This window comes from Streptomyces sp. NPDC050619 (assembly GCF_040654815.1).
In the GTDB taxonomy this organism is placed as follows: Bacteria; Actinomycetota; Actinomycetes; order Streptomycetales; family Streptomycetaceae; genus Streptomyces.
In genome coordinates this window covers 146,301-167,146 of the sequence record NZ_JBFAIR010000023.1, presented here as the reverse complement: position 1 = coordinate 167,146, position 20,846 = coordinate 146,301, and the positions used below count along the sequence as shown (strand labels likewise).

General features: G+C 68.8%; 28 protein-coding genes. 5 read left to right on the top strand and 23 right to left on the bottom strand.

Features of this window, described 5'->3' with window-relative positions; all coding sequences use genetic code 11:
• Positions 1 to 210: 210 nt before the first annotated feature.
• The 5 genes from AB0I77_RS33010 to AB0I77_RS32990 all read right to left on the bottom strand — a co-directional run bounded on the left by AB0I77_RS33010 (position 211) and on the right by AB0I77_RS32990 (position 2,736).
• Positions 211 to 1,074: a class I SAM-dependent methyltransferase gene (locus AB0I77_RS33010; RefSeq protein WP_363286396.1), complete on the bottom strand. Its 864-nt coding sequence runs from the start codon at positions 1,072 to 1,074 to the stop codon at positions 211 to 213.
• A 344-nt stretch (positions 1,075 to 1,418) separates the two neighbouring features.
• Positions 1,419 to 1,724 (bottom strand): hypothetical protein, encoded by a 306-nt coding sequence (locus AB0I77_RS33005; protein WP_363286419.1) that lies wholly within the window; start codon positions 1,722 to 1,724, stop codon positions 1,419 to 1,421.
• Positions 1,609 to 2,166: a PhzF family phenazine biosynthesis protein gene (locus AB0I77_RS33000; protein WP_363286395.1), complete on the bottom strand. Its 558-nt coding sequence runs from the start codon at positions 2,164 to 2,166 to the stop codon at positions 1,609 to 1,611. The genes AB0I77_RS33005 and AB0I77_RS33000 overlap by 116 nt, the downstream gene beginning before the upstream one ends.
• Before the next feature lie 110 nt (positions 2,167 to 2,276).
• Positions 2,277 to 2,588, bottom strand: coding sequence for an EthD family reductase (locus AB0I77_RS32995; RefSeq protein ID WP_363286394.1), 312 nt, complete (start codon positions 2,586 to 2,588; stop codon positions 2,277 to 2,279).
• Positions 2,581 to 2,736, bottom strand: coding sequence for a hypothetical protein (locus tag AB0I77_RS32990; protein ID WP_363286393.1), 156 nt, complete (start codon positions 2,734 to 2,736; stop codon positions 2,581 to 2,583). The genes AB0I77_RS32995 and AB0I77_RS32990 overlap by 8 nt, the downstream gene beginning before the upstream one ends.
• 91 nt (positions 2,737 to 2,827) lie before the next feature.
• Here AB0I77_RS32990 and AB0I77_RS32985 point away from each other — a divergent pair, with 91 nt between their 5' ends.
• Positions 2,828 to 3,730 carry a LysR family transcriptional regulator gene (locus AB0I77_RS32985; protein ID WP_363286392.1) on the top strand — a complete coding sequence of 301 codons (903 nt, stop codon included), beginning with the start codon at positions 2,828 to 2,830 and terminating at the stop codon, positions 3,728 to 3,730.
• Positions 3,731 to 4,333: 603 nt separating this feature from the next.
• Here the strand turns inward: AB0I77_RS32985 and AB0I77_RS32980 are convergent.
• Entirely contained in the window at positions 4,334 to 4,981 is a 648-nt protein-coding gene (locus AB0I77_RS32980) for a hypothetical protein (protein ID WP_363286391.1), read from the bottom strand.
• A 99-nt stretch (positions 4,982 to 5,080) separates the two neighbouring features.
• On the opposite strand from AB0I77_RS32980, the gene AB0I77_RS32975 reads away from it, so the two are divergent.
• Positions 5,081 to 5,404 (top strand): hypothetical protein, encoded by a 324-nt coding sequence (locus AB0I77_RS32975; protein ID WP_363286390.1) that lies wholly within the window; start codon positions 5,081 to 5,083, stop codon positions 5,402 to 5,404.
• 36 nt (positions 5,405 to 5,440) lie between these two features.
• On the opposite strand, the gene AB0I77_RS32970 is transcribed toward AB0I77_RS32975, so the two are convergent.
• From AB0I77_RS32970 to AB0I77_RS32930, 9 genes are all read right to left on the bottom strand, one after another.
• Positions 5,441 to 5,857, bottom strand: coding sequence for a pilus assembly protein TadG-related protein (locus AB0I77_RS32970; protein WP_363286417.1), 417 nt, complete (start codon positions 5,855 to 5,857; stop codon positions 5,441 to 5,443).
• 41 nt (positions 5,858 to 5,898) lie between these two features.
• Positions 5,899 to 6,339: a TadE/TadG family type IV pilus assembly protein gene (locus AB0I77_RS32965; RefSeq protein WP_363286389.1), complete on the bottom strand. Its 441-nt coding sequence runs from the start codon at positions 6,337 to 6,339 to the stop codon at positions 5,899 to 5,901.
• Entirely contained in the window at positions 6,340 to 6,789 is a 450-nt protein-coding gene (locus AB0I77_RS32960; protein WP_363286388.1) for a TadE family protein, read from the bottom strand.
• 80 nt (positions 6,790 to 6,869) lie between these two features.
• Entirely contained in the window at positions 6,870 to 7,121 is a 252-nt protein-coding gene (locus AB0I77_RS32955; protein WP_363286387.1) for a hypothetical protein, read from the bottom strand.
• 84 nt (positions 7,122 to 7,205) lie between these two features.
• Positions 7,206 to 8,129 carry a type II secretion system F family protein gene (locus AB0I77_RS32950; protein WP_363286386.1) on the bottom strand — a complete coding sequence of 308 codons (924 nt, stop codon included), beginning with the start codon at positions 8,127 to 8,129 and terminating at the stop codon, positions 7,206 to 7,208.
• A complete protein-coding gene (locus AB0I77_RS32945; protein WP_363286416.1) occupies positions 8,126 to 9,133 on the bottom strand; it encodes a type II secretion system F family protein in 1,008 nt (335 codons plus the stop codon). The genes AB0I77_RS32950 and AB0I77_RS32945 overlap by 4 nt, the downstream gene beginning before the upstream one ends.
• 5 nt (positions 9,134 to 9,138) lie before the next feature.
• Positions 9,139 to 10,446 (bottom strand): ATPase, T2SS/T4P/T4SS family, encoded by a 1,308-nt coding sequence (locus AB0I77_RS32940; RefSeq protein WP_363286385.1) that lies wholly within the window; start codon positions 10,444 to 10,446, stop codon positions 9,139 to 9,141.
• Positions 10,443 to 11,300 (bottom strand): hypothetical protein, encoded by an 858-nt coding sequence (locus AB0I77_RS32935; RefSeq protein WP_363286384.1) that lies wholly within the window; start codon positions 11,298 to 11,300, stop codon positions 10,443 to 10,445. The genes AB0I77_RS32940 and AB0I77_RS32935 overlap by 4 nt, the downstream gene beginning before the upstream one ends.
• A 17-nt stretch (positions 11,301 to 11,317) precedes the next feature.
• The gene (locus AB0I77_RS32930) at positions 11,318 to 12,049 is read right to left on the bottom strand and encodes a hypothetical protein (RefSeq protein WP_363286383.1); all 732 of its coding nucleotides are present in this window, start codon (positions 12,047 to 12,049) and stop codon (positions 11,318 to 11,320) included.
• Positions 12,050 to 12,535: 486 nt separating this feature from the next.
• Here AB0I77_RS32930 and AB0I77_RS32925 point away from each other — a divergent pair, with 486 nt between their 5' ends.
• From AB0I77_RS32925 to AB0I77_RS32915, 3 genes are read left to right on the top strand one after another with little or no spacing between them, the layout of a single operon-like run.
• Positions 12,536 to 13,477, top strand: coding sequence for a hypothetical protein (locus AB0I77_RS32925; RefSeq protein WP_363286382.1), 942 nt, complete (start codon positions 12,536 to 12,538; stop codon positions 13,475 to 13,477).
• On the top strand, positions 13,474 to 14,193 hold the full coding sequence (locus AB0I77_RS32920; protein ID WP_363286381.1) for a hypothetical protein: 720 nt from the start codon (positions 13,474 to 13,476) through the stop codon (positions 14,191 to 14,193). The genes AB0I77_RS32925 and AB0I77_RS32920 overlap by 4 nt, the downstream gene beginning before the upstream one ends.
• Positions 14,190 to 14,666 (top strand): hypothetical protein, encoded by a 477-nt coding sequence (locus tag AB0I77_RS32915; RefSeq protein ID WP_363286380.1) that lies wholly within the window; start codon positions 14,190 to 14,192, stop codon positions 14,664 to 14,666. The genes AB0I77_RS32920 and AB0I77_RS32915 overlap by 4 nt, the downstream gene beginning before the upstream one ends.
• Before the next feature lie 12 nt (positions 14,667 to 14,678).
• Here AB0I77_RS32915 and AB0I77_RS32910 read toward each other — a convergent pair whose 3' ends face one another.
• The 8 genes from AB0I77_RS32910 to AB0I77_RS32875 form a co-directional block, all read right to left on the bottom strand.
• Positions 14,679 to 14,972: a hypothetical protein gene (locus tag AB0I77_RS32910; protein WP_363286379.1), complete on the bottom strand. Its 294-nt coding sequence runs from the start codon at positions 14,970 to 14,972 to the stop codon at positions 14,679 to 14,681.
• 70 nt (positions 14,973 to 15,042) lie between these two features.
• Positions 15,043 to 16,080, bottom strand: coding sequence for a hypothetical protein (locus tag AB0I77_RS32905; protein WP_363286378.1), 1,038 nt, complete (start codon positions 16,078 to 16,080; stop codon positions 15,043 to 15,045).
• A gap of 42 nt (positions 16,081 to 16,122) precedes the next feature.
• On the bottom strand, positions 16,123 to 16,305 hold the full coding sequence (locus AB0I77_RS32900) for a hypothetical protein (protein WP_363286377.1): 183 nt from the start codon (positions 16,303 to 16,305) through the stop codon (positions 16,123 to 16,125).
• Positions 16,306 to 16,791: 486 nt separating this feature from the next.
• Positions 16,792 to 17,394, bottom strand: coding sequence for a hypothetical protein (locus tag AB0I77_RS32895; protein WP_363286376.1), 603 nt, complete (start codon positions 17,392 to 17,394; stop codon positions 16,792 to 16,794).
• Positions 17,395 to 17,399: 5 nt separating this feature from the next.
• Entirely contained in the window at positions 17,400 to 18,086 is a 687-nt protein-coding gene (locus tag AB0I77_RS32890; RefSeq protein WP_363286375.1) for a hypothetical protein, read from the bottom strand.
• Entirely contained in the window at positions 18,083 to 18,901 is an 819-nt protein-coding gene (locus AB0I77_RS32885; RefSeq protein ID WP_363286374.1) for a hypothetical protein, read from the bottom strand. Before AB0I77_RS32885 ends, AB0I77_RS32890 begins: the two co-directional genes overlap by 4 nt.
• 58 nt (positions 18,902 to 18,959) lie before the next feature.
• Positions 18,960 to 20,372 (bottom strand): hypothetical protein, encoded by a 1,413-nt coding sequence (locus tag AB0I77_RS32880; protein WP_363286373.1) that lies wholly within the window; start codon positions 20,370 to 20,372, stop codon positions 18,960 to 18,962.
• Positions 20,369 to 20,671: a hypothetical protein gene (locus tag AB0I77_RS32875; protein ID WP_363286372.1), complete on the bottom strand. Its 303-nt coding sequence runs from the start codon at positions 20,669 to 20,671 to the stop codon at positions 20,369 to 20,371. Before AB0I77_RS32875 ends, AB0I77_RS32880 begins: the two co-directional genes overlap by 4 nt.
• Positions 20,672 to 20,846: the final 175 nt, after the last annotated feature.

Below are 20,846 nucleotides of genomic sequence, written 5' to 3'. Positions count from 1 at the left end.
CACAAACAACCGTATGCACACGTGAACTTACAAGGCACAACCGTTCGGGGGAAACATCAACCAGCGAACCGGAACGTCGGCGTCGAGCAGCCCGTCTGCATCGGCGTCTGCATCGGCCTCAGCCGATGCAGACGGTTCCGATGTGAGTCTGCCGAAGGACCTGGACACGAAGCGGTACTCGGACGTCACATGGGAGGTGGATACGGTGCCCTACGGCATTCGGGTCCAGGCGCCGTACTGCAACGCCCCCAGAGCCTGACCGCCCTGTTCCGTCAGGGCCTTCGCCAAGAAGTCCGACAGGGTGTCGTCGGCGACGAGGCCCGCGGGCAGGGACAGGCCCGCCATCGCCAGCGCCGGTTCGAGGCTGCGCAGCGTGTACGCCAGCCACGGGACCATCGGCGAGTCCCCGCCCACCACGACCGAGGCATGGCACTCGACCATCGGGCCGGGCAGTCCGGCATCGAGGAAGGTGCGGTTCAGCTGGCGCCCGAAGTCCGGCGGTGTTCCGTTGGCCCGGAACGCCTTGGCGAGCAGCGCGTAGCTGTCGTCCCACAGAGGACTCGGCGGCCAACTGGGGTTCTGCACAGTGAAGTCGATCTCGTGGAACACCAGAATCCCGCCCGGCCGCAGGAGCCGGGCGAACCGTCGGAGCGTGGCGGCAGGGTCCTTCTGGTACAGCAGGACGAAGCGGCCCACCACGGCGTCGAAACGCTCTGTGGAGTCGAAGTCGTCGAGCTCGGTGACCGCGAAGTCGATGTTCCCGTCGAAGCCTTCGTTCCGCACCCTGCGGCGGGCCTTCTCCGTGACCACCGGATCGCGGTCGACGCCCAGGACCCGGCCACGCGGCCCCACGATCGCGGCGGCCAGCATCGAGACATCACCCACGCCTGAACCAAGGTCCAGGACGGACATGCCGGGCTTCAGACCGCCCAAGCGCAGGAACTGCTCGGTCGAAGGGCGCAGAATCCGTGCCTGCAACACAAGGCGCCGGTGCTCCAAGTCGGAGCTTCCGAGTACGTAATCGGGATTCGCGCCGAGCGCGGCCCCTGTTTCCGGCGTGGCGATTTGGTTCATCGTCTTTCCGCTCTCTGTCAGATCTCCGGACTTCATCTCCCGGAAGTAGGCCAAGCTTTACGCTGAGTTATGAACTTTGATCACCGCGTTTTGTGGAAAGTCCGTGGAGCCGGGGCAATTTCGAAGTCATCTTCGCCAAGACGGTTGGGGGCGAGGAGGAAGCCATGCCACGCGGGCCTGAGTGAAGCGCGCCTACGCCGGATCGCAGCTCACTACCACGGCACGTACCGGAACGACGTGGAGTTCCTGCATATCCCTGGCCTCATGCAGACAGAGGACTATGCCCGCGCTGCCCGACGAGGACCTGGAGTTGCGTGTCCGCCACCGGAGCCGGCCCCGAAGTCCTAGCCCAGACACCAGGGAACAAGTAACCCGCCGGTAGCTTTGGCTGCTCGGGCATGCGCGGCCGTGGCGACTTGTTCATCATGTTCGCGCAGCATGCGCAGGACGGTGGCGGGCGAGGGGTGCTGACCCTTCTTCGCACCCTTGGAGATGACGAGCCGGGCCGCGAAGTCGCGCAGGCTCAACCCCTCGTCACATAGGCGCAGGGCGGTGAACAGCATGTCGTCGTCGGTGACGCCCGCGCCGCCAATGGTCTTGCCGCGCTTGCGGGCGGACTCGTGGCCTTCGAGGGTGCGGTCCCGGATCATGCGGGTCGTCCGCGGTGAGCCCGAGCGCGGCGACGATCGCGGCGCGCTCGTCCGGGGGCGGGGGCTGCGAGCTGGTCCGGCGTGCGGCGGGTGAGAGGCGGATCGCGACGGTGTCGAACGTGCGCCCGCCGGTGTGTTGGCGGTCGTTCAGCTCGCCCAGCGCGGTGCGGGTCAACCGGACGGCCTGCGCGGCAACGGTGCCGTGGCCGCAGCCGGACAGTTCGGCGGTGGCGGTGGCGGTGAAGAACCGGACCGGCCAGCCACCGTCCGGCGTCCGCCCCGGGCCGAGGAACGCCGCGTGCGAGGTGCCGGCCGCAGCAGCGACAGCACGCCGGTCCGCGTCCGTCGCCGCCGGGTCGTCGTCGGTGACGGACGTGGGGCTACCGCCCCGGCCGTCGCGCCGCACGCACGCATCAACCACCGTGACATCCCGCCAGGACATCGGCCCACCTTTGACGCTCAACGAACAGGCAACCGCCAACGGCGTCCGCCGCTAGCCGGACCTGGCCTTAAGCGGCCGACCGAACGCGTCCCGGAGCGTACCGGCCTGCCTCAGCCGGTGCCGTCCTGCACCGGATAGTGGATGACGACCAAACCGCCGGTGGCGTAGTTGACGACATCGGCGGCCACCCGCTGGCCTTCCGGCGACGCCCGCGCCGCGGCCATGGCGGCGGCGTCAGCGAAGTCGGCTTCGAAGACCGCGAAATACGGCGCTTCTCCCTCGGTCGCCGCCACGTCGAAGCTGTAGCGCCACGCAAGCGGGCCGGGCCAATTCTTGACCAGCGGAAGGTGGTTGTTCACGTAGTAGTCGCGGAAGTGGTCAGGGTCGACGGGCTTGGAATACAGGACCAACGACCTATGCATGACGACCTCCGTCCAGGTCGCGCCAGAATCCATGGTCGAGCACACCGGGCTCGGTGGCCGCGGCCTTCGCGAGAACCGTGAGGGCGGACTCGAAATCGGCGGTGTGCGTGAGTGCGATGGGTAGTACTGCGGTCAGTTGAATCGTCATATGCGCAGGTTAAAGCTTGATGTGCGGTCGAGGGAAAGACCGGTACGGGATAGACTCAGAACGGATCGTTATCAATCGGCAGGAGGGGCACGTGGCGCCGGATACGGTGAGCCTGCGCTACTTCCTGGTGCTGGCGCAGGAGTTGAACTTCACCCGCGCGGCCGCACGGATCGGTATCGCACAGCCCGCACTCAGCGCCCGGATGCGCCGACTGGAGGCGGAACTCGGTACGGCCCTGCTGGTCCGCAACACGCGTAGCGTCGTATTGACCACGGCCGGTGCGGCTTTGGCGGAGTCCGCGCCGCCCGCACTGGCGGCGCTGGACCGGGCATGGGACACCGCCCGGAGCGCGGCCGCCGGTGAACTGGGCACGCTGCGCATCGGATACAGCCTCAGCACCGGGGCCGAGACGGCACCAGCCCTGGTGGACAGGCTGATTCGCGGCAACAGCGGACTCGAGGTCGGCGCGGTCCCGATGGCGACACCGGAGATCTCCCCCGCGGTCGCCGACGGCCGCATCGATGCCGGGATCACCCGCGGTGAACAGCCGGGCCGTGGCGTGCGCCGGCTCCTGCTGCGGCGTCAGCGCATCGGGGTCCAGCTGGCGCAGCACCATCCGCTGGCCGAACACCCGGAGATCGAGATCGCCGACGCGGCCGCGTATCCGCTGCGACTCCCGGACCGTGCGGCCAACCCCGTGATCCACGATCAGCTGTCCGCACTGTTCCGAGACACCCGACCACACCCCCGATTCCACACGCCCGCGGTCTCTTTCGACATGTCTCAGCGCGACCTGCGCGACGGGGTCACCCTCGCCCCGGCCGGAGAAGCCGCGGTCACGGCATCACTGGCCGGTCTCACCTGGCGACCACTGCGGGGCGCGCCCAGCCTGACGATCCACCTGGTCCTCCCACGCGAGCAGTCGCCACTACACCGCCGCATCCGGGCCGTCGCCAAAACCCTGGCGCACGAGCTGCACTGGCTGCCGGACTGACGCGCAAGAAGCGACGCAGGCGCGCGTCAGGTCGAAGGCGCGCCACGCGGCCTCGTTCATCCGGGGGTCGGTGCGGTCGGCGAAGTCCTTCAACGTGGCTCCGTGGTCGATCGAGCGGAGGGGGTAGTGCGGGGGTGGGCACGGCAGTGGGCAGCCCCAGGTCGAGGCGCTTGTCCATGTCGAGGCGGAACGTTCCGTACGGGTTGACGTTGGACCAGAACAGGGCGGTCAGGCCTCGCCGGCGAGCGTCGGCGGCCGAAACCCCAGGGCCTCGCGGATCTGCTTGCGGTGCCGCTTCGCGCCCGCCAGGTCGTACTCCGCCGGCGAGGACAGATCGTCCCGCGCCTCCCTGCCCTTGACCAGCGCCTGTCAAGCGCCGCGTCATCCTCCGACGTGCCCTTGACCAGACGCAACGCCTCGGACACGTCATCCGCGAAATCGTGCAACACCCGCGCCAGATGCCGCACCCGGTCCGGATCCCCCGGCGTTGGATCCTTCTCCAGATCCAGCACACATGCCAATCCCGCAGCCGTCGCCCTCCGGCCCTCCGGCTATCCGGCTATCCGGCTATCCGGCTATCCGGTGAAGGCCGGCCCGGCCCGACTACCCAGTGAACCGAAACGTCGAAGTAATCGCATCGAAGATGTCGAAGAACGAGTCGGCCAGATCCAGCACCTGACTGCTCCCCGCCACCAGCGCCACCTTCCCCGCCTGCCCGGGCACCGGAATGAACGTCTGCATCAGCACAGCCCGCACGGTCCGGTTCAGGCTGTCGTCCGGTACGGCGATGTCCTCGATGCCGTACGTCCGCGCCGCCTGGCCCACGCCGGGGATGTCGACGGTCGTCACCTTGCGCCAGGCGTCGCCCTCCTTCTTCGCCTCCTTCGCCGCGAGGGTGCCTGCCATCGCCGCCGGGTCGGTCGACAGGGGTTCGCCGTCGCGGGTGCGGCCGCCGACCAGGGAGACCGTCACCGAGCCGGTGATCGGTGTGTCGCCGCCGAAGCTCTCCGCCATGCAACCGCAGTACAGCGCACCGGACTTCCACGCGTCCGCCGCCGCCTTGCGCAGGAAGGCGATGTACGTGTCCCGGTACTGGGCCAACTCCGGGCGCTGACGTACCCGTTCGGTGACCATCCGCCGGATGGAGTCGTCCCGCGACTCGGGGCGGACGTCGAACTCCCACCACGATTCCGGCACCTTGATCAGAAAGCCGCCGCGCTCGACCGTGAGCGCCTCCATGTAGCGGGCCATGACACCGCCTCCCCCGTTTGTTTCATTCGACCACTCGTTGCGCAGTCGTCTCGTTGTACGGTTCCGCAAAGACTACGAGGCCGACTGGGGGACAGACACATGGGCAAGGGCAAGAGCGACCTCGCACTGCCGCTGAGCGAGCTGGAGACCTACGGGAGCCGGCTGCGCTCCCTCAAGACTCGCCTGAACCACACCAAGAAGCTCTTCGAGTCCTACAAGGACGACATCGGCGACGGCGGCGTCAACGACGCCCTCGGCGACTTCGAGGCCAACTGGGAGGACGGCCGCGAGGACATCACCCAGCAGCTGGACGCGCTGGCCGGCATGTCCGACGCGGTCGTCCGCGAGTTCAAGAAGCTGGAACTCGATCTGGAGAAGAAGGTCAAGGACGGGGTGAAGACCGAGGAGCAGGGCGGCAAGTAGTCCCGCCCCGCGTCACTCCGCACGGTGGAGGCGGCCTCACCCCACCTCGTTCTCCGCCACCGCTTCCCCATGCACGACCACATCGCCCCCGTAGAACATCCCGACGAACACCGGCGCGTACGTCAGCTGGACCTCGACCTCCACCTGGTCGGCGTTCGCCGCCACGCAGTGGGTCGCCGCGATGTCCGCGCCGGTCATGTCCATCTCGCGGGCGAAGGCCTTCACCCGGGCGTTGCAGTTCTCGTAGTTGATCGGTGCGGGGCCGCCCTCGTTGTCGTAGAGGGAGTCGAGGTTGATGTCCTGGGCGGCGTAGCGGGCCGCCTGTTCGGCGATGTCGGCGGCGCGCTCCCGCTTGGAGATGGACATGCCGCCGTCGATGACGAAGGCCGACAGCGACAGGAACACGACCGCGAAGATGATGACCGCGCCGGCGCCCGAGCCCCGGTCGTCCATCTCCGCGTGGCGGGCGGCCCACCAGGACCGTACGAGATCCTTCACGCCGTCCTCCGGAACGGGTCCAGGGGCGAACTGAAGCTCGCCGTCAGCCGCGTCGGGACGTCCAGGCCGAGCATCGCCAGGCCCCGCACCTGGCAGCTGACCTCGACCGTGAAGATGGTGTCGGGCGCGAAGCCGGGGCTGGTCTGCGTCACCGAGACCGGGCCCGAGCAGATGTCCGTGAGGTCCGCCTCCGCTGCCTTGCGTGCCTCGGCCATCGCCGTCGCGTGGTCCTTCTGGATGGAGCCCGCGCGCGCCGCGTCCCGCGCCGCGCCGTCGAGCGCGCCGCGTCCGTCGACCAGCTGCCCGAACGCCACCAGGACCAGGATGAACAGGATCATCACCGGGGCGAGGATCACCACCTCGATGGTGGACAGGCCCCGGTCGTCGTCTCTCGGTTTCCGGCCGTCCGAAAACCCCTTCAGGCAGGAGTACGGCATCTAGTTCTCGTCCTCCCGCACAAACCGCTCCACCGGCCCCGACGACTGCGCGTGCACCGTGAAGTCCAGCCCGGGGAACACCGTCGGCACCCGTGCCGTGATCTCCACGCCCACCGTGTTCTGCTCCGGTTGCAGCATCTTCACTTCGGGCTTCAGCACCAGCTGCGGGCCCAACTGGCTGATGTAGCTGTCCACCACGTCCTGTGCCTCGCCCCGCCACGCCCCCGGCTGTGCGTCGGCCGTGGCGCGGGCCTTGCGGGCGCCCGCCTGGGCCGCCGCCTGGGCCACGTGGTCCGCGAAGAAGTACAGCGCGAACTGCACCGTCGCGAAGATCATGAAGAACAGGACCGGGGTGAGGAAGACGAACTCGATCGCGGTCATGCCGGAGTCGCCGCGGGCGGAAGCGGCATCCGCCCGACGGCGTATCCAGCGACCTACGCGTGCCGACATCCCCGTCATCCCCGTTGAACCAGTTCCGGTACGAGTGCAAATACGAGTACGAGTACGAGTGCAAGTACGAGTACGAGTGCTCAGCAGGTGCCGCTCTGGTTGGCACCCTCGATGCACTTGCCCACCTTCTTCGCGCCCGTGTCCAGCGCCTGGTTGATGATCGCGGCCACCACGCCGACGATCGCCACGACGACCGCCGAGATGATGACCCACTCGACCGCGGACGCGCCGCGGTCCAGTTCGCCGGAGCGGGCGCGCTGGACGCGGCCCTGGAGGAAGGTGATCACGAAGTCCACGCCGGGGTTCCCGGTGCTGACGTTCCATCCGGTCATTGTGAGTTGTCCTCTCGAATCAGTTCTGGAAGCGATTCAGTTGTCGATCAATCAGCAATCAATTGGCTCGGTCTCCACGCTGAGTCACACCTGGAACACCCGCATCGCCGCCGGAAAGATCAGGAACACCAGGAAGCCGGCGCACAGCAGCAACTGCGCCACGAGCATCGACTGGGACTTCTCGCCCGCGCTGCCCTCGATCTCGGCCAGCTCGCGGTGCCGCATGGTCTCGGCGCGGGAGGCGAGCGACTCGCGCACCTTCGCGCCGTCGTCCGCGACCAGCGCGAGGGAGGCGGAGAGGTCCTTCAGCTCCTCCACGCCGAGCTCCTCGCCCAGCGAGCCGAGCGCCTGCCACTGGCTGATGCCGGTGATACGGGCGTCCGCGAGGGCGTTGCGGATGCGCTGCGTCGCCCAGCCGTCGGAGATCTCCGCCGCGGCCATCAGCGCCTCGGGCAGACCCCGGCCGCCGGCCAGGCTCATCGACACCAGGTCCAGGTAGGCCCCGATGACCCGCCTGAGGTCGCGCCGCTTGGCGGCCGCGTCCCGCCGTACCTCCAAGTCGGGGAGGAAGAAGAAGAGGGCCGCGAACGCCAGCGCCAGCCACACCGGGACGATCGGGCTGCTGTCGAAGCCCAGCGTCCACACGATCGCGAACAGGAGCGGGCCGAAGAACAGTCCGGCGGTCGCCAGCAGCACCTTCGTCGCCAGGAACTTCTCCCAGCTGCGCTCCAGCACCGCGAGGTCCGCGCGCAGCGAGCGCTGCTCCCAGCCCTGCTGGAGGTAGAACTCGGAGACGCGCAGGCCGACTTGGGCGCGCAGCGAGCCGATGCGGCCCTTGTCCGCGGCCGTTCGCGCCGACTCGTACGCCGCTCCGCGCGCCCGCATGGCGTCGATCCGCGCGACCTGCGCGACCGCGCTGCGCTTCGACGGCATCAGGGCCCGTACGAGGGCGAAGATGCCGAGGCCGATCACCGCCCCGACGACGACCGGCATGGTCAGGTCGTTCATCGCCGGACCCCCTCTTCATGGTGAGGTCCCTGCTGAGGCCCCTGGTGAGATCCCTGTTGCTGCGACGGGGACGGCGTGCGGGGACGTACGAACTGCACCGACGACTCGTCGTGCACCAGGAAGCGTTCGGGCGTCTCGATCGTGGACAGCTTGCGCAGCCACCAGAAGCCGAGCGCGAACAGGCCGCAGACGATCGCGAGGACGACCTGGCCGACCGCGGTGCCGTACGGCGCCACGAAGTCCCGGTTGAAGATCGACAGGCCCAGGACGAAGGCGACCGAGACCGCTACGACGATCTGGACCGAGCGGCGCGTCGAGGCGCGCTGGGCCATCACGCGCTGCCGCATGTCGACCTCCTCGCGCGCCGACTTGGCCAACGCGCCCAGGACTTGGCGCAGACCCGGACCGCGCAGGCGGGCGTTGAGGATCAGCGCCGCGACGATGATGTCGGCGGAGGCGTCGTCGATCTCGTCGGCGAGCTGCTGGAGCGCGTCGGGCAGCGGGGTGCGGGAGCGCAGGCGGTCGACCAGCGCGTCCAGGTGCGGGCGCAGCACGGGGGCGGCGGCGCGCGCCGACGCCGGGATCGCCTGCTCCAGGCCCACCGCGCCGGCGATGGTGTCGCGCAGCGACTCCGTCCAGGAGGCGAGGGCCTCCACGCGTCGCATGGCGGCTCGTTCCTCGCCCGCGCCGCCGAAGAGGCGGTCCCAGAAGAAGACGAGGATGCCGGCGGCGATGCCGGCGACCGCCCAGCGCGTCAGCAGCAGGACGGCGAGGCCGATGATGGCCGCGAGCGAACCGCGCCGGCCGACGAACCGCATCAGCTCGTTCCAGCGCTCGTTGGCCTTCTGCTTCTCGTGCTCCGGCTTGACGGGCAGTCCGCGTACGGCGACCAGGAACAGCGCGAGGCCGCCGCCGACGGCGATACCGCACCCGAGCGAGTACAGGACGGTGGTCGAGAAGAGACCGCCCATCGAACCGAGCGAGCCGAGTGCCGCGAGTCTCATGGTCATCACCCCCAGGTTCCGGTGGGCCGGTAGCCGTGCGCCATCAGGTCCTCCACGCACGCGAGCGGCGCGTGCGGGACGATCCGGCCGTCGGGGGCCTCGGCGAACACCTCACTGGACAGGACACGTCCGTCGACGCCGTTCACCTCGCGGACGGAGGTGACCATGCGCTGGAGGCGGCCGCCGGTCTGGTAGTTGTTGCGCCGCTGGATGAAGACGACGAAGTTCACGGCGCCCGCGATGAGCATCTGGCTGGCCTCGATGGGCAGCCGCTCGTTCGCCTGCAACGCGTACGTGGAAATACGGTTGAAGACCTCGCTGGAGCTGTTGGCGTGGATCGTGGAGAGCGAGCCGTCGTTGCCCTGCGACATCGCGTTGAGCATGGTGACGATCTCGTCGCCGAGCACCTCACCGACGATGACGCGGGAGGGGTTCATACGCAGGGAACGGCGGACCAGTTCGGCCATGGTGATGGAGCCCTGCCCCTCGGAGTTGGGCAGCCGCTCCTCGAACGCGACGACGTTCGGGTGGAGGTCGGGAAAGGTGTCGAGCCCGAGCTCCAGCGCCCGCTCGACGGTGATGAGACGCTCGTGCGGCGGGATCTCATTGGCGAGGGCCCGCAGCAGCGTCGTCTTACCGGCGTTGGTAGCCCCCGCGATCATGATGTTCTTGCGGGCGCGGACCGCGCAGGCCATGAAGTGCGCGACCTCTGGGGCCACCGTGCCGTTCCCGACGAGGTCGGAGATGAACACCTTGCCCATGCGGGCGCGACGGATGGAGAGAGAGGGCCGCCGGGCCACGTCCATGACGGCCGACAGTCGCGAGCCGTCCGGCAGTCGCAGGTCGAGCTGAGGGTTGGCGGAGTCGAAGGGGCGCGAGGACAGACCCGAGTAGGCGCCGAGGATCTGGATGAGCTCGATGAGCTCCTCGTCGGTCTCGGCGACGGGGTCGCCCTTCTCCTCCCGGCCGTCGGCGTACCCGACGAACACCTGGTCGCAGCCGTTGATGTCGATGTTCTCGACCTCGGGGTTGTCCAGGAGCGGTTGCAGCCTGCCGACCCCGAACAGCGCGGCGTGCACGGCGGCGGCGTACTGCTCCTCGGTCTCCGCGTCGAGGGGCGTACGGCCGGCGTTGATCTCTGTCCTGGCGTATTCCTCCAGGATCTGGGCTATGACCGCGCGGGCGTACTGCCGCTCGTCCTCGCTGGACATCGGCGTGACGCCGTTGACCTGGTCGAGGCGGCGCTGCTCGGCGATACGGTCACCGGCGTCCTGCCGGAACCGCTTGACCAACGAGTGGTCGACAGCGGTCATCGGCCGGCCCCCGCATGGCCGTCCATCTGGCCGTGCTGGGCCTGCGTCGGTACGGTCCAGGCGGCGCCGAACTGCTGGTAGAGGTCCGCGGTGACCTTGCGGGCGGAGCGGATCAGCAGCGACTTGTCGAGCCGCCCGCGCTTGCGGCCGGCCAACTGGTCGGCCCCGGCGGGGTCTTCGGCGATCGTGCCGACGACCCGGGCACCGGTCTGCGCGTGCACGAGCATGTCGTTGACCTGGCCGGCGAGCTTGGCGGCGTTGTTCGTGTCGGCGATCAGGACGACACCGATCAGCGGGGTGCCGAGGCTCGCGGCGCCGCGCGAGCCGCCGTGCAGCTTGTTGGACAGGGCGGTGGCCCGGTCACGGACGCGGGCGATGGCCTCCGGCTCGGTGCGGCTGATCAGGAGCACGAGGGCGGCGTGCGGGAAGAGTTCCGCCGCCGGGGTGTCCCCCGCGATACGGCCGCAGTCGGCGATGACGTCGGCGGCGGCGTGCGGGGAGTCGGCGAGCGTGGAGAAGGCGTGCCCGAGGGTGGGCCAGAGCCCGGCGAGCCCGGCGGCCTGCTCGGCGTTGCCGAGCCCGACGAGCACTTCGAGCCCGCCGCTCAACGGCTGGACATGGTCCCAGAGTTGGTCGGGAACCAGCCCGCGCCGAGCGGTGGCCGCGATGGACAGCATGCCGGTGTTCGGGTTCAGCGGCCCGCCGTGCGCGGCGGCGCTGCGGTAGACGAGGTCACCGCCGGCCGGGTCGGTCTCGGCCAGCAGCACACGCCGCGGCCAGACCGCCGCGAGGGCGACGGCCGCGGTGGTGACGCCGGGGGAACCCTTGTCGGCGGCGAGGGCGATGAGGGCCATGGGGTGGGTGCCGCCTTCTAGTTGCCGGAACCGGAGACGTGCACGACGGCGACCGCACCGGCGGCCGCGGCCTTGGCGACGGCAGCGGCGTCGGCCTGGTCGACGAGCAGCGTGATCGAGAGGTTGCCGGTGCTGACGGTGGCGTCGCTGTCCGCGGCCACCGTGTTGACCTTGGCATTCCCGACGAGGAGACCGTCGGACGACGTGGACGTCGAGTCGGAGCCGCTGGAGCTGTCCGAGTTCGAACCGGTGGTGCTGGTGTCGACGTTGTAGACGGCCACGGTGTCACCGGGCTTGATGTCCGACGGGTACTGGCCCTCCTTGAGGGCGGCACCGACGGAGGCCTTGCCGGCGGGCAGGCTGGCACCCTCGGCGAACATCTGGCCCATCACGACCGTGTCCGGGTAGATCGTGGACTTGGCCTTGAGGGACTTGAGGGTGGACAGCTGCGACCACTCGACGTAGTTGATGCTGTCGTCCTTGGCGACCATGACAGAGGTCACGTCACTGTCCTTGACGGACTCCCCGGCGGGGATCTCCTTGGTCACCTGGACGACCTCGATCCGATCCCCGGCCTGAAGCACGAGCATCGTCGCGCCCAGCGCACCCACCAGGATCAGCAGCACCGCGAGAGCGGCGAGTGCCGGTTTGCGCTCGCGAGGCGGTGCGGGAAGCCGGTCACCGACCGTGGGCTGAACCGGAGCCGCGGAACGGTGGTTGCCCGCCCCCGTACGCTCTTGGATCTTCACGCAACCGCTCCCCGTACACCCAAGAAGGTCTGTCGAATTCTCTAACAAATTCTCTAACAAATAAGGACACTTCACCCGCGCCCACCCGAGTACTGACGAGCGGGACGTACCCGCCCGACCTGGGCAAATATCCAGCGCTGAGGTGAGTGTCAAGCCATGGCACCGTATCAGCCGCACATAAGGCCCTCAAGGCGCGTCCGACCCCCTGAGGCTCACCGCGCCCACCGTTACCCACCTGCAACTAAGGGCGCGCTCACCCCTGTTGCAGGCGGCTTCGAGAAGGGCATCGCGCTGTGCGGGAGCGAATCCGTTGCCAGCCTGACATCTTGCCGCCTCCGCGACGGGCCTTCGTTACTTCTCGGCCATCAGGCCTGCACGAATCGCTCACGCCCCCATGGAACCGCCGTGCCATGATCTTTGCTCGCCGCGAGGAGAACCGCGGCCGACCTTTGGATACGGGCACATACACGGGGGCGGGTTTCCGCGGTGACGAGCACACGGGTGGAGCTTCTTCCGGTGGGTGGGGCGACGTTGGCGTCCGATGCCCGGGTCCTGGAGACCGTCCGGGCGATCGGGGCGCGCACCGGGGTCGACTACACGGACGACGCGGCGGTGAGCGCGCTGCTCGTGGAGCGGCGGCGGGCAGTAGATGCGGTGCAACGCGAACCACTGACGTGGCTGGGCGCACTGTTCTTCACCGTCGGTGTGATCTGGCCCTTCGTGGGCCCGGAGGTGCCCGCGCTGGCCGGACGACGCGAACTGGCGCTGGGCCCCGCGGTACCGCTGATCGCCCTCGGCGTAGCCCTCATCGTCCGTATGCGCATCCGCTGGAAGCGTCGGCTGATGCACAGGGAACTTGTCGGCTACCGCGAGGTGCTGGGCGTGGCCCGCGCGCACGGCCTCCCGCTGACGCACGTACCGGTGTGGCTCGAGGGCCGGGCGTCGGGCGGGGGCGGGAAGGGGGCGGCGCCGATTCCGTCGTATCCGCTGGTGGATCCACCGGCATCGGGCCGCCAAGTCCGCGAGACCCCTGATGCAGCGGTGGCCGTACCGCCGAAGCCCGCCGCCGTCACCGCATACGAGGAGACCATCCACGACGGCGGCTGGCACACCGAGACCGGCTGTCTGCTGCTGTTGGCCGGCGTGATCGGCCCGGCCTGGGCGGTGACGGAGGACGTCCCCCTCGCCGGCCTCCTCGTCGCCCTCCGCGATCATCGTCTGGCGGGCGGGCAGCCGTCAGGGCAGCGAGAAGGAAGCGCTGCGCGCCGAGGCGATGGCGTACGTCAGGGCCGTCGCTCAGGCGCAGGCGGCGGGGGCGCGGGTGCCGGAACTGTCGCCCGTACTACGGAACTTGCTGGACGAGCAGGACAGCTCGCTGCACCACAAATAAGCGTCACCTCGGAACCACCCAAGGAGAGACCCCCATGAAGCGTGCCGCACTGGCCACCGCCTCCGCGCTGTCCCTGACCGCCGTACTGACCGCCGTACTGACCGCCTGCTCCGCTGGCGACTCGGATGCGGGCGCCAAGGCCGCGAACTCGCCTTCGTCGCCCCGGGCGAAGCAGGCGAGCCCTGAGGAACGGTTGGCCAAGCTCCTGGTCACGAAGGCCGACGCCAACTACACGGTCACGAAGCCCGTGAAGGGCGACGCCCTGGCCGCGAGCCAGGAGGAGATGCGGGTCGACAAGGCCGCCTGCACGCCGTTGGCGTACGCGACGAACGAACTCCCCATCGGCGAACCGGAGGCCTCGCTGACGCGCGTGGCCAAGAACTCCTCCTCCATGAGTACCTACATCACGCTCGCCACGTACGCGGACGGCAAGGCGGCGACGGCGATGAAGGAACTCTCCCAGGCGACAGCCGCCTGTACCGGAGGCTTCACCGCGAAGTCGGACAGCGGCTCCAACAAGTACGACTCGGTGACCGTCGAGACCGCCCCCTCGGGCGGCGACGAGTCGGTCGCCGCCGCCTCCACCTTCCAGTTCCGGTACCCCCAGACCATCCGCACCCAGACCTTCCGTTTCGGCGACACGATCGCCAACTACTTCACGCTGGACGTCAGCGCGTTCGTGCAGTCCCCCCGCCCGGGCAACGCCAAGATCCCGGCCGACCTGGTCAAGGCGCAGAACGCGAAGCTGGGATGAGCGAGACCGAGCGGGCTGATGTGAGCGAGACCGAACAGGCCGCCTGGCCCGAGCGAACCCCCCTTGGCGCCGCCTGGCGAGGCGCGGTCGTCCTCGTCTTCACCGTCACCGGCATCCCGGCCGCCGCCTGGCTGGCCACGAAGCTCACGCCGTACGAACCCCGGTTCGGGAGCGGTCCGCCCATCGTCCTGGGAATGATCGTGGTGGCGCTGTTCCTCAACTTGCTGCGCGCGAGGGACTGGTTGGTGCTGGCGCCGCTGTGGAGCATCCTGACGGCGGGCTTCGCGGGCAGCTACGTACTGGACAAGGGGTACGTCTCCCTGCACCGCCCGTATCTCACGGCCTCGGCTTGGCCGACGGTCAGTATGTCGCTGGTGGGCGTCGGGTTCGCGGCCGCTGTCGTGTCGGTCGTATGGGGCACGGTCAGTGGTTACCGACGTCCTCGGCCGTTCAAGCCCAAGAAGGAGGCGTGAGCAGCCAGGGAGTCATGCCCTGAGGTAGAGCTGCTCGGCTTCCAGGATCAGGCCGCCCAGCGCGTTGTCATAGGGCCAGGAATCGGCGATAACACGGCCGACTCCTCGTAGGCGCTGCTCCTTCGGGGGAAGGTGCGGGGCGGAGAGTTGCTGCGCCATCTGCGTCAACTGCTCCCGAATCGAGGCGAGTTGCCCGGGGCTGCTCATGCGCCCCTGCCCTGCGGCGTGCCGTTCCAGCTCTTCGTCGATTCCGGACAGGGCCCGCTCGATTACGGCACGGGCCTTTTGCGCGGTTGATTCGGACACTATGGCTCCAGCGAATCCCGGTCAGGGTTCAATACCTATGTCTGAGGCCTCGCCACGCCTCAGAACTTCCCTAACGGTTCACGGCCTGGATCTCCTTGACCGTCACGTCCTGTTCGAACGTCGACAGCCCGTCCGGCAGCGCCGGCTGCCGCGCCGGTCCGTCCGGGTCGGCCGAGTCGGTCCAGGTCACCTTCCAGGTGATCGACGCCTTGAAGGGGTACGTGCCGCCGCCGGACGAGCGACGGTAGGTGACGTTGCAGCCCGCGTCCTTGCTGTCGACCGTGTAGCCGTCGCCGCCCTTTACCAGGTCGTATGTGCAGGTCTGCGGGTCGGCGTCCGCTGTGCCGGCGTCGACCTTGAGCGCGACGGGGGTGGCGACGGTGGTCGCGGCCATCTGGACGCCCTTGTAGTTGATGTCGGCGGTCGTCCACACCCGGTCGAACTCGCCCTCGAACTTCACCCGCGTACCGAGGTTCACGATGAGCCGGTCCGCGCTCGGGCTCAGCACCACGGGCGGCGTGGGCAACTTGGTGGAGTTGTAGGCCAGTTCGGAGAGGATCTCCGGGGTCAGCTTGTTCGGGTCGGGCTGCGGATCGGCCGGCGGGACCCAGATCTCCCAGTTGCCCGTGGTGACGGGGCAGGCGGTGCTGTAGTCGTCGTTACGGAACTTCACCTGCCACCACAGGCCCTTGTCACCCTCGTGGTACTTCTCCTTGTCCCGCTTCCTGGCGTAACTCGCGGCGGGCTCACCTGCCCCGCCGTACGCGTCCTTGATGAACTTCTCGTACTCCTCGGCCGTGTACATGGGCTCGTACCAGCAGACCGGGGGCTTCCAGTTCGCGTTCGAGGACGTGGCGGTGGCGGTGGAGCCGCCGGTGCCGGGGCTGCTCTGGTTGATGCGGATGTGGGCGCCGATGGTGCCGTTGGTGGAGTTGGCGCCGGAGTTGGTGGGTGGCTGGTCGGGTTGGGTGGTGGTCCCCTCGTCGCCACCAACCGTGGGATCCCCGGCGTACGCCGGGGATGCCGACCCGAGCGCCACCACAAGGCCCGCAGCCGCGACCGTACGAACGACGAGAGGAACGGCACTTCCCCCTAGCCCTGCACGCACGAGGCGTCCCCCTTCTTCCAATTCTGCTGCGTGACCTGCCAGTCACCGCGAGAGTCCTTCGCCGCCTGAAGCGTGTAGGGCCGCCGCCGTCTTGCCGTTGGCGACGTCCGTGACCTCGAAGCCGAAGAACCGGTAGTCGCCGGTGATGGTGAGCCCGTCCTTCTTGATGGTCGCGACCCGGTCGGTCCAGTAGGTCAGGGCGGACGACGCGAAGTAGCGACTCATGTTGGCGGTCTGTCCTTCTCCCTCGGCAAAGGCCTCGAGCCCGCGCCTGGGCGGAGTACGCCACGTCCCGCAGGATCACGTCCTTCGTCGCGTCCCCGGTCGACTCGTTCTCCACCGTCGCCTTGACGTCCGAGGGAAAGGCGAAGCTCGGCGCGTCCTTCTCGGCCGCCGCGGAGGCGGACGGCGTGGCGGAACCGGAATCCCCCGAATCCGCTCCGGCAATCTTGTCGCTGCCCGAGTCGTCGCTCGAATCACTGCTGCAACCGGTCACGGAAAAGGCGACAGCAGCAATAAGCCCGGCCGCGGCCGCCTTCCGTCGCATGGTCAGCATGAGCGTCCGTCCTCAGAGGTAGATGATCGGCGTGCCCACGGATGGTCCTATGAGGGCCAGGTGTTGGACCAAGAGCCCCAAGAGACTGGTGCAGCCCTGTGAAGTTCGTGAAGTCGACTTCACACGTGCGACCAACGCCGCGCCAACTGGAGACCTCAGCCCCCGGACGTCACCGTGACCGTACGAGCGAGGCCGTCCGTCAGCGCGCACAGCGCGTCCGTGTGCGCGAGCGCACGCCATGAGGTGAGCAGCACCAGCCCCCACTTCTCATCCGGGCAGATCCCGTACGCACAGGTCTCCATGACGGTGCCGGTGCCGTCCCGGCCGGCCTCCTGGACGTAGGCGTGCCGTACGCGGACCGCCGGCCCGACGGGAAGCGTGTGGAGCTCGGCCTCGGGCGGGCGGAAGGAGATGTCCGTCGGGGTGGCCAGGTAGCGGTGGAGCAGGTCGACGGTCACCGTGGGGTACGACTCGTCGGCGACCAGCGCCGAGAGCTCGATGCGGGCCAGCTCGCCGAGCCGCGGCTCGGGGACGTACGACAGCGCGGTGACCGGTCCGCGCCCGCGTGAGTCCGCGGCGGCGTCGCGCAGTTCGGCGGCGAGGGCCTGGACCAGCCGCTCGTCCCGCTCTTCGGCACCCACGCGGCGCCGGGCCGCGTCCGCCGCCCAGGAGTCCAGGTCGACCAGTTCGCGCACGGGCAGGGATATGGCGTCGTCCGGCGCCTGGATGTGAACCGTGGACGCGGAGAACTCGGGCATCGGCTTCAGGCCATCCATTGCAGCGTGCGGGCGATCGAATCGAAGAGGCTCACCAGCGCGTCCGCCAGCGGCTCCACGGGCGTCATCGGAGTGGAGAACGACAGCAGCAGCCGCTGCTCGCTGTGCGGTACGGCCAGGTAGACGTCGAGATGGGTGACGGTGAGGCTGTTGCCGTCCGGGTCACCGGGTGCGGGTCTGCGGCGGTGGAGGTGGCGTACGGCCGGACCCGCGGGCAGGTCGACCAAGGTCACGTCGGCCCCCCGAGCGCCCAGGGACAGGGCGATGTCGGACAGGTCCCCGGCCGCGGTTCCCGGCGGGGGCTGGAGCACGGTGACGACCAGCCCGGCGGACACCGGCACCTGCCCGATGACCTGGTTGACGAGATACATCTCGACGCCGCCGTTGGCGTGGGCGGCCGCCGCCTGCTCCCGCAGCCGATCGGCGAGCGCGGCCTTCAACTGCGGGGTGGCCTGCGTCCGGCGCAGCCCGCGGTTGACCAGCTTGTCGATGCGGTGGGTCCAGCGGTCGGGGTCGAGGACTATGCGTTCCCAGCCCTCCGGTACCGCTATCCGGTAGTCGGAGGGGGGTGCGCGGTGTGCTTCCGTGGCGTCGGTGGCGGGGCCGGTGTGAGAGGAAGCGCCGGAAGGGGTGTTGTCGGGGGTGTTGAGGGGCGCGTGGGAGGGGGTACTCATGCCGCCGTTCCGCTTGCTCGGCCCATCCGGTTCCGCCGCGGGCGCACCCTGCCGATGACGGCGGCGGTCACTGGGGCCAGGACCAGGACAGCGCCGGCCCCCAGGCAGACGTATCCGTCAATCGTGCCGCCGATGTCCGACTTGTGCCCGAGAACGGGTTGGTAGTGGCCTGCCGGGTCGACCACCGCGGTGGCTTCGTCACCGATCAGGTCCGCACACCACTTGTCGTTCTTGAAGACCGTCCGGACAGATCCGTCAGGGAGCTTGACGCGGCACTCCGTGACGCGTTTTCCGTGCGACTCCGTATAACTGGGCTCCGCGTAGGTCACCTGGGTTTCCTGCCCGCGAAGGTGCAGGTACCACTCGTTGGCGGCGTAGGTACCGTCCCAGATCAGCACCATGTAGGCGGCGCCGACGAGGCAGCGCGCGGCAAGCCCCCCGCGGGACAGACGGGTCTTGAACATCGCCCAGGCCACGGGCAGTGCGCAGGCCCACCCCACGAACAGCGCGGAACGACCGATGAGGTACGTGGACAGGAGGCAGACCACGACAGCGGCGACGGAGACCAGAAGCAGACGCATCCACGGCCACACGGCCGCGCGGGCTGCCGGCCCGTCGTCGCCACCGAAGTCCCGCCATCCCGATGAAGGAACAAACTCGGAGATGATGTGCCGCACCCGCCGCTCACCGCCGTCCTCGGCGGCGATCCGGCGCAGCTCCGGCAGCCCCATCCCGACCTCCTCCAGCGCGCGTTGCGCGCTCTTCGGCAGCTGGGTGAACTGCTCATCGACGGTCCGACCGTCTCTAGGTGCCACGTGCTTCCATCTCTCCTCACCCTTGCGGGTCTCGCGGTGGCCCGTCCCTGGCCGGACGTCAAGCCCCGGCGGGAGTCCAATGCCAGTTGTAGAAGGGGATTCCATTGGCGCCGACGCCGGGAATGTCCTTGAGGCCGCCGAGCAGATCGGGGCCTGTCACTCTCGATTCCCATTCCTCGACGGGGGCCAGGTTCGAGATGCCCGCAGCCAGCGGCAGCGTCTGGCTCGCCCAGTAGAGCCGATTGGCCGATGTCGCCATCCCCTTGAACGCGGAGTCCGAAATGGTCTTCATAATGGGCAGATCACCGGCTTTGGCGAGGAGATCGTCCTCACCGGGCAACTTCCCCGCGGCGACGCGAATGTCGTCGAGATACGCCTTGGCGTTGAAGGACTCCTTGACGATCGACCGCATCTTCGGCAGGAGGCTGCTCGGGCCCTTCGCCAGCGCTTCGCCGATCTTGCCTGCCCTGACACCCGAGAGGTCTTCCGCAAGTCCGCCGGCCAATTCTCTGCTCAGCCCGATCTCCCGGGCGGCCTGGAAGTCCTTCAGAGCCGACGACCCCCTTGCGGCGATGGCCGCCTCCTTGGCAGTCGTCCCAAGGAGGCGCCCAGCGCCGAAGGACAGCACACCAATCGCGTCGATGGCGACGTCCAGCCAGGTGCCCTTGCCGTCCAGGGCGGAGACGGTGTCACAGACCAGAGCGACCACGGAGGCCACCAGGGCCAGCGCGGCGAGCACCTCGCCAAGGACAGGCACCCAGCTGAGTACGAGAGCCAGCACACCCAGGACACCGGCGGCCACCCCTGCCCAGTGCCCGACGTCGGCAACCCAGTCCTTCCAGTGGTCCCACCAGTGGTGCTCGGGATCCTTCAACCCGTCGTGTTCTACGGCATCGTGAATGGCCGACGCGACGTTCTTGGCCTGCGTGTCCCGATAGGACAGCGCATGCCGGAGATCCTTCTTCGCGGCCTCCAGGTCCGTGTCGGCACCCTCCTTCTGCCGCCGCAGCTTCTGCTTGTCGGGGTGACTGTCGTCCCCGGGATGCCGGTCGATCTGGTTCTGGTAGCGGGTACCTTCCGCGTCGGCGTCCTTGGCTTTGGTCAGCGCGGCCCGCACGAGGTTCTGCGCGTGCTCCAGAGCGGTGGCCCAGTCGACCCGGATCTGATCGTCGGCGGGCGCGGCACCCACCTTCGTACCCAGGGCACCGGCAGCAGCCGCATACCGCTGATGAGTCTTCCCGAGCAGCCCGACCGTCTCCTCGGTCTTCGTCCTGAACTCCCGCCCGGCATCGGAGTCCCATCCCCTCCCGTCGACCAGGTTGTCCAGCTTGGTGGCCTGCTCCTGGATCATGGCGGCGGTGTCGGCGATGCGCTTGCCGAGCCGGGCCACCTCGTACGGGTCGCCCGGGGTGAACTCTTTGTCGTCGTAGCGGGCGGTCTGCCAGTCGACACCGGAGAAGTCGTCGCTCACTTGCCCTCGCCCTTGCCCTTGCTCTCGGGTTGGGACTTCAGCAGGGCCTGGGCGAGATGCTGATCGAGCCCGTCGTACGCCTTCGCCGCCGCACCTGCGGTCTTCCCGAGGAACTCCAGCCCGTCGCAGAGCTCCTTGCGCTTCTTCTTCCAGTCGTCCGCGAAGTCGTCCAGCGCACCGGCGACATCGCCGGACCCCATGTCAGCGTCGTAGGAGTCGACCAGATCCTTCGCATGATCGAACTGCGACTTCAACTTCCCCACGGACCGGCTGATCTCCCGCAGCTCCGTCGTGGACACGGCGATGTGATCCGCCACTACGACCCCCGTACGCGTACGCATTGCTTTCCGGCCGACCGGTCGTCTACCCGACCGTCCGACCGGCGGCCACGGCTACTGTCCTGCGGGGGTTCGGTCCGGGCAACCATCGGACTGCAAAGGCAGGGTCCAGAAAGGGTCTGCCGATTAAGGGGCT

Coding starts and splice junctions, on each gene's coding strand:
- AB0I77_RS33010 (WP_363286396.1), bottom strand. CDS start 1,074: ATGAACCAAATCGCCACGCCGGAAACAGGGGCCGCGCTCGGCGCGAAT.
- AB0I77_RS33005 (WP_363286419.1), bottom strand. CDS start 1,724: ATGATCCGGGACCGCACCCTCGAAGGCCACGAGTCCGCCCGCAAGCGC.
- AB0I77_RS33000 (WP_363286395.1), bottom strand. CDS start 2,166: ATGTCCTGGCGGGATGTCACGGTGGTTGATGCGTGCGTGCGGCGCGAC.
- AB0I77_RS32995 (WP_363286394.1), bottom strand. CDS start 2,588: ATGCATAGGTCGTTGGTCCTGTATTCCAAGCCCGTCGACCCTGACCAC.
- AB0I77_RS32990 (WP_363286393.1), bottom strand. CDS start 2,736: ATGACGATTCAACTGACCGCAGTACTACCCATCGCACTCACGCACACC.
- AB0I77_RS32980 (WP_363286391.1), bottom strand. CDS start 4,981: ATGGCCCGCTACATGGAGGCGCTCACGGTCGAGCGCGGCGGCTTTCTG.
- AB0I77_RS32975 (WP_363286390.1), top strand. CDS start 5,081: ATGGGCAAGGGCAAGAGCGACCTCGCACTGCCGCTGAGCGAGCTGGAG.
- AB0I77_RS32970 (WP_363286417.1), bottom strand. CDS start 5,857: ATGGACGACCGGGGCTCGGGCGCCGGCGCGGTCATCATCTTCGCGGTC.
- AB0I77_RS32965 (WP_363286389.1), bottom strand. CDS start 6,339: ATGCCGTACTCCTGCCTGAAGGGGTTTTCGGACGGCCGGAAACCGAGA.
- AB0I77_RS32960 (WP_363286388.1), bottom strand. CDS start 6,789: ATGTCGGCACGCGTAGGTCGCTGGATACGCCGTCGGGCGGATGCCGCT.
- AB0I77_RS32955 (WP_363286387.1), bottom strand. CDS start 7,121: ATGACCGGATGGAACGTCAGCACCGGGAACCCCGGCGTGGACTTCGTG.
- AB0I77_RS32950 (WP_363286386.1), bottom strand. CDS start 8,129: ATGAACGACCTGACCATGCCGGTCGTCGTCGGGGCGGTGATCGGCCTC.
- AB0I77_RS32945 (WP_363286416.1), bottom strand. CDS start 9,133: ATGAGACTCGCGGCACTCGGCTCGCTCGGTTCGATGGGCGGTCTCTTC.
- AB0I77_RS32940 (WP_363286385.1), bottom strand. CDS start 10,446: ATGACCGCTGTCGACCACTCGTTGGTCAAGCGGTTCCGGCAGGACGCC.
- AB0I77_RS32935 (WP_363286384.1), bottom strand. CDS start 11,300: ATGGCCCTCATCGCCCTCGCCGCCGACAAGGGTTCCCCCGGCGTCACC.
- AB0I77_RS32920 (WP_363286381.1), top strand. CDS start 13,474: ATGAAGCGTGCCGCACTGGCCACCGCCTCCGCGCTGTCCCTGACCGCC.
- AB0I77_RS32915 (WP_363286380.1), top strand. CDS start 14,190: ATGAGCGAGACCGAGCGGGCTGATGTGAGCGAGACCGAACAGGCCGCC.
- AB0I77_RS32900 (WP_363286377.1), bottom strand. CDS start 16,305: ATGAGTCGCTACTTCGCGTCGTCCGCCCTGACCTACTGGACCGACCGG.
- AB0I77_RS32895 (WP_363286376.1), bottom strand. CDS start 17,394: ATGCCCGAGTTCTCCGCGTCCACGGTTCACATCCAGGCGCCGGACGAC.
- AB0I77_RS32890 (WP_363286375.1), bottom strand. CDS start 18,086: ATGAGTACCCCCTCCCACGCGCCCCTCAACACCCCCGACAACACCCCT.